10 protein-coding genes and 3 pseudogenes are annotated in these 10494 nt (G+C 40.3%); 12 read left to right on the forward strand and 1 reads right to left on the reverse strand.

The window, feature by feature from the left end; genetic code table 11:
- The 9 genes and pseudogenes from LC586_RS37690 to LC586_RS37725 form a co-directional block, all read left to right on the forward strand.
- Positions 1 to 269 (forward strand): annotated as a pseudogene (locus LC586_RS37690) (hypothetical protein); the annotation flags it as partial.
- 6 nt (positions 270 to 275) lie between these two features.
- Positions 276 to 863, forward strand: a pseudogene (locus LC586_RS37695) (hypothetical protein); the annotation flags it as partial.
- A pseudogene (locus LC586_RS37700) lies at positions 856 to 1998 on the forward strand (type IV secretory system conjugative DNA transfer family protein); the annotation flags it as partial. The pseudogenes LC586_RS37695 and LC586_RS37700, both read left to right, overlap by 8 nt.
- An 86-nt stretch (positions 1999 to 2084) precedes the next feature.
- Positions 2085 to 3242, forward strand: a complete 1158-nt coding sequence (locus LC586_RS43155) for a hypothetical protein (protein WP_438822964.1) — start codon at positions 2085 to 2087, stop codon at positions 3240 to 3242.
- Positions 3243 to 3412: 170 nt separating this feature from the next.
- Positions 3413 to 4510: a hypothetical protein gene (locus tag LC586_RS43160; protein WP_438822965.1), complete on the forward strand. Its 1098-nt coding sequence runs from the start codon at positions 3413 to 3415 to the stop codon at positions 4508 to 4510.
- 236 nt (positions 4511 to 4746) lie between these two features.
- Positions 4747 to 5265 carry a hypothetical protein gene (locus LC586_RS37710; RefSeq protein WP_229490832.1) on the forward strand — a complete coding sequence of 173 codons (519 nt, stop codon included), beginning with the start codon at positions 4747 to 4749 and terminating at the stop codon, positions 5263 to 5265.
- 76 nt (positions 5266 to 5341) lie between these two features.
- Entirely contained in the window at positions 5342 to 5962 is a 621-nt protein-coding gene (locus LC586_RS37715) for a DUF6884 domain-containing protein (protein WP_229490834.1), read from the forward strand.
- Between the two features lie 704 nt (positions 5963 to 6666).
- On the forward strand, positions 6667 to 7122 hold the full coding sequence (locus LC586_RS37720) for a hypothetical protein (RefSeq protein ID WP_229490836.1): 456 nt from the start codon (positions 6667 to 6669) through the stop codon (positions 7120 to 7122).
- 2 nt (positions 7123 to 7124) lie between these two features.
- On the forward strand, positions 7125 to 8036 hold the full coding sequence (locus tag LC586_RS37725) for a hypothetical protein (protein ID WP_229490838.1): 912 nt from the start codon (positions 7125 to 7127) through the stop codon (positions 8034 to 8036).
- Between the two features lie 211 nt (positions 8037 to 8247).
- Here the strand turns inward: LC586_RS37725 and LC586_RS37730 are convergent, their stop codons facing one another.
- Entirely contained in the window at positions 8248 to 8661 is a 414-nt protein-coding gene (locus LC586_RS37730; RefSeq protein ID WP_229490840.1) for a hypothetical protein, read from the reverse strand.
- Between the two features lie 35 nt (positions 8662 to 8696).
- Between LC586_RS37730 and LC586_RS37735 the strand changes: the two genes are divergently transcribed.
- The 3 genes from LC586_RS37735 to LC586_RS37745 form a co-directional block, all read left to right on the forward strand.
- Positions 8697 to 8927 (forward strand): hypothetical protein, encoded by a 231-nt coding sequence (locus LC586_RS37735; RefSeq protein WP_069072316.1) that lies wholly within the window; start codon positions 8697 to 8699, stop codon positions 8925 to 8927.
- Between the two features lie 78 nt (positions 8928 to 9005).
- Complete coding sequence (locus LC586_RS37740; RefSeq protein WP_229490841.1) at positions 9006 to 10196, forward strand: bifunctional 5,10-methylenetetrahydrofolate dehydrogenase/5,10-methenyltetrahydrofolate cyclohydrolase; 1191 nt, start codon at positions 9006 to 9008, stop codon at positions 10194 to 10196.
- 35 nt (positions 10197 to 10231) lie between these two features.
- Positions 10232 to 10494: glycosyltransferase family 2 protein (locus tag LC586_RS37745; RefSeq protein WP_229490843.1), on the forward strand; the 263-nt coding region annotated here is incomplete at its 3' end.

Raw genomic sequence — 10494 nt, forward strand, 5'->3', positions numbered from 1 at the left:
CTGATAGCAGACATATCGCCAAAGGGATGCAAGTTGCCTTAAAAAACCAGTGGGTTACGACAGACAGCAAGCTTTGGAAGCGTCTGAACCAACTTGTTGAGTTGCGATCGCAAGGAGAGGAACTTGTCGTCGCCGCCAGCAGCACCGGAGTATCAATGCAATTGGTTGAAAAACTCATGCTACTGGGTGGAAAACGCTTGTTAGAAATACCACCACAGCGCAATAACCCTCTCACAACAACAAATCCAGGTAAAACAAGTTTTAGATAACCAGTTATGTATACCGAAAATCTGACCACTAACAACCAAATTTTAGATACGACACCAGAGGTCACTGCGATGCCTTCGGCGGGCGTAGCCATCGTACCAGTGAGAGCTGCAAGTCAAGAAACTACTCACAACAAAACCAACCGAGCGCTTGAGTATCGGATGGAAAAATTTAATAACTTACGCTACCTGATGGTAGCAGGACTTATTGCAGGACTTGCCCTACACGGGTTAATCCGGTTTGGAGGTAGCTACAATATCGGCAGTCTCCTATTCGGTGAGAAAGCAGTAGCTCAAACAGTTCCATCGAAGTATTCAAATTTGAACACTTCGATAGATAAAACAAAACAAACCAAACAGCCACAGCCCGTCGCAACTAAATACGTCAACGGCGCACCTACTCCTGACTGGAGTAGTATCACGTTCAAAAATATGAAATTCGGCGGTGCTGGCAGCGTCGAATTCCCTAATATCAAAAACCCTGGTATGAAGGAGACACGCACCTGGAGTACCGGACAAAGCCTTGCCGAAGTCATGGAACTGGGCGATTTTGAAGCAACTGAGTTCAATATTGAAGATTTTACGCTTGAAGATATCGACGGTAATTAACAAGAACTTCCGCCTGTTGGGTAATGCGTCTGAGGATGCATTCTTTGGCCCTGCGGGCGATCAGTTGACGCAGGCTATCTTAATGCTAACCAAAGAGTTTGGCGATCGCGCTGATATTATGACGGCTGCGGCAATACTTTCCAGCGAGAAGATGGTCGAACGCTTGATGGCAGCCGAACTAAACCCCTGGATTAAGATAGCTTTTGGTCAATTATTTAGTTCGGCTGGCTCAGAGAAAACCGTAGCGGGTATCGCTGGTAGCGCTTCATTGATGTTCACTCGGTTCATGGCAAGGGGTACATTAGGATGCTTTGTCGGTAAAACAACCCTCCCCCTGGAGGTAAAACGCAAACAGATGATTATCTTCGGGTTAGACCGCGAACGCCGCGATGCTGTCAGCCCCCTGATGACCAGCATTCTCCACATGGTAGTTTCCCGCAGCATCGCCAAAAAACGCAAGGAAGATGGCCCATTAGTAGTATGTCTTGACGAGTTGCCAAGTATCTTCCTTCCAGATTTATTTAAATGGCTTAACGAATCTCGTTCCGAAGGATTCTGCGGTATCCTGGGTTGGCAAAATATGGGTCAGCTAGAAAAGATTTATGGTAAGGAAATCTCTAAAGCCATCCTCGGTGCGTGCGGTACAAAATTTGTTTTTAATCCTGGTGAAGAAGAATCAGCACGATTATTTTCTGCATATTTAGGTGAAGAGGAAATTAAATATAAACAGAAATCTCGCTCAACTGGAGGGGGTAGGGCTAGCACATCTATCAGCGAACAAGAACGGACTCGGAAGCTGTTCGAGCCTGCCCAATTCCTCAAATTACCACCGGGTAAATGTCTATTTATTAACCCAGCTTATAGTAATAAAAATGAGGGTTCAGTACCAATATTAAAAAATATCAAAATCCCGAAATATGTTATCGGACTCGAACAAGAAAACGATACTAAGTGGGATAAAGTCATTAAGGAGCTTGCTAGGAAAAGTACCCAGAAAAAACCTACACAGGAAGATTTAGATTTGCGAGTCAAGGAAGTAGATCGGAAGTTTCCTATTCCACAAGCACCCGTACAAGCAGGCAATGCACCGTTACCTGTTGATGCGTACAAGAGCTTTTTCTGAAAACTTTAAGTTTGATGGTCAACTGGTTTTTGTAAAGCACAATCAGACTGTTTGAGTTTATAGATTATCTGCACCACAATTAATATATGTTTGACCCCAGACACACTCAAATTAATGAATCATATTTAAATACAGCCGATACTGCAATTAAAACAAGTCGGGAATTAAGTAAAACCCTCATCAATGCATTTACTAAGATAACTAAAGTAATTCTCGAAAAACTCAAAGAAGCTCAAGAAGCAAGTAAAATCGCAGTTGAGGTTGGAAAAGATATCTACAATCTTGTACCTGATGAGTCCACTGCTGGTGCATATAAATGGGAAAAGGTAGATTTAACCAACCAAAGTATAAAAAGTAATCAGGAAACTAATATTGTATTAATGCCCGATCTATTAATAGAAGGTCAATACACAATAGAAACTGAACCTTTTACAGACTATCAAGCACAAAGAATTGCTGCCAGATTAGTAGAAGATGTACCCAATTTAAATAGTGATTATCAGCAAACAGGTGAGATCGCTCTGAAAATTACAGCTTATCTGGAGTCAGAAGGTTCAGAAAAACAAATCGTTATCTACGAACAAAATAGCGAAGGTAAATGTACAACTAATCTCGTCACTGAAATACTTACCCCAGATGAAATAATAGATGTAGCAAGTGAACCACTGATTAAGCTACTACCTCCATCTGCTGAAATTATTGAAAATTCTGAAGATACAAAAGAGTTATTATCTGATAATGAAAATTTCACTGCTATAGAAGTAAATCCACTGTTAGATGATAGTCAGCTGACTATAAATAAGTTACTACAAGATGAAAACAGCGAAAAGAGTTCGCCCATAACTCAAGAAATAAACTCATCTGTTGAAATAGAAGCAGATGAGAGTTTTGAAGATGATGTGGTCAATAATCTTCAAGAAGAAATCGCACAGTCCAAAGAAACTCTTCAAATCAGAGAGATAGTTGTTAGTAACTACCAATCTCAAGATAAAACTGAAGGAGAGGTAAACGAAAATGCAACTCGCAATCAGTTTTTTGTACAAGAGCCAGAGGAGCTAGAAACTAATAATCGAAACAAATATGCACCTGAATTTAGCTATCAAGAAGTAGCTAACTCCCAAGGTGTAGAGTCAGCAGCGCAGCAGTGGGCGCGTCAAGTTGAAGTACCTATCTATCAAATTAATAATAAACAAGCGCGGGAGGAACGCTACAACGGGGAAAATAAAGACATTGCTGAAACCTGACTTTTCACGGGAAGTCTTCAAGCCTCGAAAAAACGTGACTTTTTCTACAGCCTAATTGTCAATAGCTTTAAGTTAATGAAAATAGCTAACGGAAAAATCAGGGTTTGGAAAACCCTCAAAATGGCCTTTTCCACATGCCGTGAAAAGTCAGTGCTGAAACCGCGACGGCAATGTTAAAAAAATACGGCATCCTTGAACAAGATGGGTCGCGTATTTACCGTAGCGATACATTTGTGATTCGCCAAGAGGGAGACACTGTTAGCATTCACCGCCGCAGTGATAAACTATTTGGGTGGGAAAACTCCTTAATGGATTTTAAACTCAACAAAAAAGAGGAACCCAAAATAACGAAAAAACCTACAGAGATGTTACCTGTTGAACGTCAGGAGTTTCTGATAGTGGCAGAGTACTTGGGCGACAATGGCAAGCTCCCTGACCTCAACAATGCTGATATCCGTGATGTAGCAAATAGCTTGGGAAGTCTTGCACCCGTTGGCACGATTAAAACCCTGGAAGTATTTAAACAAAACGAGATGTTGCATACCCTCAATAACGTCCTCATCCAGGCTGATAAGGAAGAACTTACGGTAGGTGAATTTACCATCAAGCGGACTCGTGAACCCGAAAATAATCGAGCCAGTCTGCAATTATTTAAAACTACTGAAGAGAAAGGTACTCAGGAACTTGTCCGGTTTGACCTAACTAAAACCGAAGTTGGGATTACTAAAGAGGTCAGCAAGATGAACATCTCTGACTACGACATCAACCAAGTCAAGTTTATTGCCCAGAACGCCAGCAAACTCAACTTGGAACAAATCTTTGGTAACGAACAATCTACCCCCGCAGCCGCAGCCGCACCCAAAGAACGAGTCATACAAGCAGCTGGCGATCTGCCTGTCAAAGTTCACCCCTATATCGCTGAGGAATGGGCGAACATGGTCAAGCATAGTAGCCCTGACTGGGGAAAGGCAATGAACCAGGGTAATGAAGAGATTCTTCAACGGATAAATGAGAATGACGGCAAGTTACCAATTGCCGACCAGAGGGAAATGTACTTCAAGATTTTAAACCATAAGACAAATGAAGCTGAAAAGAAAGGAGAAACAGTTGTCGATTTTGTTCCCCTCAAAGACATTATGAGCGACTTACAACAATGGCGAGGGGAAGAAATTCGGCAGCAATATACCCCAACTGAACACATACCCTCCCCTCAACGGCAAACTGTCACTGCTGCACCTAAAAACAAGTCGAGAGAAGTTGAATTGTAAATTACCCATCACCAAGTTTGCAAAGTCGCATTGACAATATAAAAACTTGGGTTTAGGAGTTACGCAAATTTATCTAAACTCCGAAATTCCAACCTCAAAAAGCTTACTTTACAAGCTTTTCACTGATTTTGAATAATTATTCTCTTTATTTAAATCAGTAACACGATTAAAACAAAAATTACTACGTAAAGCTCACGCAGATACTCAATGTAGTATCTCAAACAAAAAACTAAAAAGTGAGCTTAACATCCGAATTAAAAAATAGAAACTCACCTATCAGGAGATGGTTTGACTCTAGACTCAACAAGACAGTCATCAAGATGATTACTAACCATAACCAGCTATTAGAAAATCAAGAAATTATCAGACCGATTGATGGGGTAGATTTTCCCTTAGTAGGAAGTGCGATCGCCAAAGCACTTGCCAAGTATTTAGGAAACATCTATGAAGACCAAACATGGTTTACTAATTGTCTTGCTCAGGTTGGAGCAAAAGCCCTCAAAATAGAATATACCTTCGATTATTCCATTACAAATTCAAATTCACTTGAAGAAGAAGCTCTAAAGTGTATGCTACTGGGTGCATTAGAAAATTATGCTCGTAGCCGTAATATTCATAAGATTATTCAACCTTTTCTACAAGGAGAAAAAACCCTTCAGCTTGAAGCACAATACTTCAAAAAATGGCTTCCTAGTATCCAAGATACATCTCAAATCATCGGTATTGTACCCCGTACCTGGCAAACAGTAATATAGACATCTACTAGTTAGCCTTCTCCAAGCAGAGGGTTAACTTAACGAATGTAAATCAACTTCTGCTCGTTTAAATACTATGAAATTAGGTTTCTATCCAGTATTGGGTAAGAGCGATTTTGTTAGAAGCAAGGGTGAAAAAATTCCAATCTGGCAGTTGCTTGAGTATCAGCCTGTGGGGTGGCTATACTCACTCGCAATCAAGGCAGAAATTGTTCCAGATAGTCCCATTATTCATGATTGTGGATCGTTTAACTACCGTGAGCAAGATATCCCCACTCTAAACGGTAAATATGTTGATGCTTACTGGTCTATTCATAGATATAGAGAACGCTCAAAGGTCGGCGATATTATTGTTTGTCCCGACCATTTACTTGTTGGAGAAAATATCAGGGAACGGCAAGAATACAACCTTAAACAAGCAGAAACATTTATCCAACTTGCTAAAAGTTATCTTCCCAACAGAATACCCCTAGCAGTCATCCACGGGCAGTCTCTCAGCGAACGCCTCGAAGTAGCAAAATATCTTTTGGGACTTGTATTCTTGACGGGCAAGCTTTACAGACAGGAGGTAACACCCATTTTACAAACAAAGGGATACGAGACAAAAGTACCAATGCAGCACCTAGCCATTGGACAGCAACTTGCCTGGATAAAGAAGGAACTGGAGCAAGAAAAACAGCTTGTTTTAGATATATAACCCAGCAGTAATGGCACCAAAATGATTTATGGAGACTACAAAACGAGTAATTAATATAAGTGAAAAATTCGGTAGCTGGATTGTACTAAATAAACAAGGAAAGCAAGTATTATGCCAGTGTGATTGTGGAACCCAAAAACTTGTCTACAGTCACACCCTTACCAATGGTCGGTCAACTAATTGCGGTTGTAAAAAAAGAAAAGAATCCATCCCAGTTGGGGCAAACTTTGGGAGACTAAAAGTTATATCCGATGCAGAAGTTAAGGGGAAAAGGGGTGAACTACTACTCCTTACCCAATATCAAATTAGCACCCAAGACGCAATAAATATTATCCTTCACCACGCTTAATCATAATTTTATTTTTAATAAAAGTGCGTCATCAATTATAATGGCGCACTTTTTATTTTCAATAAGTCATTGAATATTTTAAATAAAAATTAATCTGTTCATAGATGAATCACCACAGTTATTACACACTTTGTAAAGGTAATTATTAGGAGTAATTCAGCAATCAAGAATATCCAAAGTATTTTATCTGAGCATGAAGTTAACTGCACATGGCTAAAGAATGGCGAGTTTTAACTAAGTGTTCATACAAATACGAAATTATTCTCTAGCTAGAAAAATTAGCTAGATTTTCTCCCATAGACGAAATTATCAACTAGCTAGGCAAGCAAAACCTCAAGTCAAAATCATAAAAATTGTGATAATACACAACGGCTCTTACATCTGGTTTCACGCAGGACAAACTGCAAGATGGGGAACTATAAATGCGATTAAAGCATTGCCATACCTAATGATTGCATACCAAATCGACGGACAGTGGTACAGTGAACCCGATTTTTTACCACCCAAAAATCTAGAAGTAAAACCAACAATCCCTATAAGTTCAGCAATTATTCACATACCAAAAACAACAGTTGAGCTACAACCAATTGTTCAATTATGTGCGGGATTTAGGAACAAAAAAATTCACAGTCTTTGGGTGGTTAATGCTCCAGAGCAGGTATTGAAACATATCTTAGAGTGCAAGCAATGGGACAGTATATCACCCAAGCAACTATTAGAAACTCTGTATGAATTAATTCTTTATGGCTACGAAGTCAAAATACTTCCCGCCAAAAAGGAAACCATATCCCCAATCGAATGGATGGAATAGTAATGACTAATAGCAACCAACAACTCACACTTTACTATCCTTGTGTAGTTCAAATTTTAGATCGGTTTGTACAAACAATATCAGTTGACTTTTGGATACAGAATCCAATAAACGACAAATGGAATTTGGTAGTATTGAAAGATGGTGATAGCAGCAGCATATCGGGTTATACATATGCGACAGCACCACGTAAAATGGCATACCTCAATGAAGAATATCTATCAATAGAAGCCTTTTTGCAAGCCAAAAAAGAAGAAGGTGTAGACTATCCCATTCGACATAAAAGAACTTATCTGACGGTTAAGGGTGCTGCATCTCACAAACTATTCTGGACATGGACAAATCCTCAGACCAATAAAATTGAACGCATCCATTGGCATCCTTTAGCTATAAAAGCAAAGGCAAGTGAAGATGACCGAACTGACTACTCAAATATAACTCCAGTCAAGATTGTAAATGGAAAATTAATTACACTTGAAAAGGAGAATTTACCATCAAATAGAGCAGCTTTTTCGGAATTTATTGCAGACAGGGAAGAAAACCTCCGCCTTGCACTCGAAGCCCTAAAATCACCCAATCCTGATGCCGCACTTGAACTGCTAGCCATCATGGAAGAAATATCCAAAGACTGCTTCTACGCAAGTTGGATTATGGGCAATGGATACAATTTAGAATCAATTCTTAAATCATGGGATGGCACTAGCAACGTCAGCTACGGGGGTGGGGAAATCACACAGCAACAGTTAGCACTAATGCGCGTTCTTTCTGAACTATCCCAAGGTTGGTGGTTTTGGGATGAAGATCAGGACACTGGGGTAATTTTCCCTCATTTAAACTTACAGGGGAATCGCCTGATTATTTGGGCTGGGAATATTGCGATCGCTGTACACGATCGGGAATGCGCTTACGATTAACAGTAGCGCATTTTTTACACCCAGTATCCCGAAGGTTAATTTTGAGTATGGGAAAGATGGCGATGTTTGAGGAAAGCCGCTGAGACACTTACTTCGAGTTAAGAGTAAGCGTCTACGCCTGTGTAGCAACTGGTTAATTTCTATTTTCAGTCGTTTTAGAGAATAACAATCTCATACCCACTACAGATGATTATTTAGTAGTGGGTTATACTTACAACTCCATATCGCAATTCCGAGTTGGAGAAAATTGATATTGCCTTTGTCTTGCAGCCGCTATTTCAAAAGAGGTATCAAATTCCGTAACCTTTGTTCCAAGTTTTAATTCCTCGTATAAAGGCACACCATCGCCGTCATTATCACTCTTGAGAATCTTGGTCATGATATGAGCAGGGGCAACTTGCGCGAGGCGATTTACTACATTAGCAACAAACTCGTTAGATGCTTCACAGCCATTAAGGTATCTAATTAAAGCATCAGCAGTAGCCTCAGTCATCTTGGCTGGGTTTTTTACCCCCGCTTCCAGAATAAAGTCATCGTAAATAACTTTCTCGCTATCAGTAAAATTTTCCTTGCAAGCTTGTTGGATAATTAATTCAGCCTGCTGTTGTTGATTTAAAATTGTCATAGTGGTTTTTAAATATTGTTAAAGGAGTAACAGATATGACACATTATGTTTGCGATTTGTATGGCAATACAAACTGGAAGATTCCAGTAGAAGAAGTCGCCGCTAGAACATTCAATACAGAACAAGAAGCACAACAATGGTTCCAAGAGAAGTGTTCTGATAACAGTATTGAATTTAGTGGCTTCCATGACACTGAACGCTACGTCACTAACTGGGTTTCCTGCAATGGCCAAGAAGTTGGTGAAATCACCAAACGCCCTACCTAATTCCAACAAATCCTATTATAAATTCAGAAAATTGTTTGTACTAGACAATTTTCCTCATCAAATTTAACGCCATATTAAATGACGCTCATAGACGGACAGTTAATACGAGAACATGTAAAGCAAGAATGTCAAAAATACAAATCCATATTTCAAGCATCTCAAAAAGAAGTAGCAATCATTAGATTTGAGTCTTCAGAAAATGCCAGCAATGAATTAAGAGCTAGATATGAAGCAGCCAGAATCTCAGCAGAACAAAAAGTAGCTATTTTCAACGCTATTGGCATTACTCCCAATTATATTGTGCTGTCACCTAATATCGCAGTAGAGCAATTTGACGGCATCGTTCAATCCATTAATGAAGACGGTAAGGTGACTGCTGCTATTGTTCAATATCCAATTCCAGCTAAGTTTACAAGCTCAATTGGGCTATTAGAGCCACAAAAAGATATAGATATCGTCCGCAGACAAAGCAACAATTTCTTTGAAAGTTGTGCTACTGCTGAAGGAATCGCCAGAATTGTTGAATCCTACGCACAAAGAGATTCCAATGTTGCAGTTGTCGGCGGAGGTGGCTTTGTGGGCAATGGTGTCATCAAATATTTAGAAGCAACCAGAGTCAGTTGTTTCTGTTTGGAAGACGGCGATGATCTGACTAGAACTCAAGATGCTGACATTGTAGTATCAGTCACCGGAAGACGAGGAATTTTCACGGACTATGTACTCCCCTCTCATCGCTTGGTTGTCGATGGTGGCTTTACACCTACTGCTTCTGGTGCAGCTGGCGATGTAGACCGCAGTGCTTACAGAATCCCCCAGAACATTACGCCCGTCCCTGGAGGTGTTGGCCCAATAGAAATGGCAATACTAGTAGAACGTTTGGTAAAAATGGATTTGGGCATAGAACTTGGAAAATGGAACTACCAGCAATTACAGCAAGAACAAATGCAACGCGCTACTATAATTGCCCCCATAGCTAGACTGTTCTTTGGGCAGCAAGCAACTGCGTATCCCCAATCCATTCGCACAGAAAAAGAAAACCTATTTGTCTTGGAAGGTAGTAACTACCAGATCAGCTTCAATAGCACCACGCAAAGTTTAACTGTTGCCAGAACCAATGAAAAGCTAACGCTGATTCGGCTAACTCTTGCAAGTAATCAAATTGAAACCGCCAGGGGTATAACAAACGAGGACGTAGCAAGATGGCAGCAAATTCAAACTGCGATCGATTCAACAATAACGCAATCAACTGATAGAGGTATAGAGCTTTGAGACTATCAATTATCACTGCGACCTACAATAGACCTATGCAGCTTGCATCTACTGCACTGCCAAGCATTCAAAGTCAAACTGACCGCAATTTCGAGTGGATTGTCATCAATGATGGCGCTAATCCTGATACCAAAGATATCATCAACAGCATTAAGGCAAGAGCTGATTTTCCCATCAGTTACATTGAAATGGAACACCCTGAACCGAGCAGTGGTTTTGGCTTGTGCTACGCTCGAAACCTGGGACTAGATGCAGCTGGTGGTGACATTGTTTCATACCTGGACGATGACAACAGCAT

The organism is Nostoc favosum CHAB5714 (assembly GCF_020829495.1).
GTDB classification, from domain to species: Bacteria; Cyanobacteriota; Cyanobacteriia; order Cyanobacteriales; family Nostocaceae; genus Nostoc; species Nostoc favosum.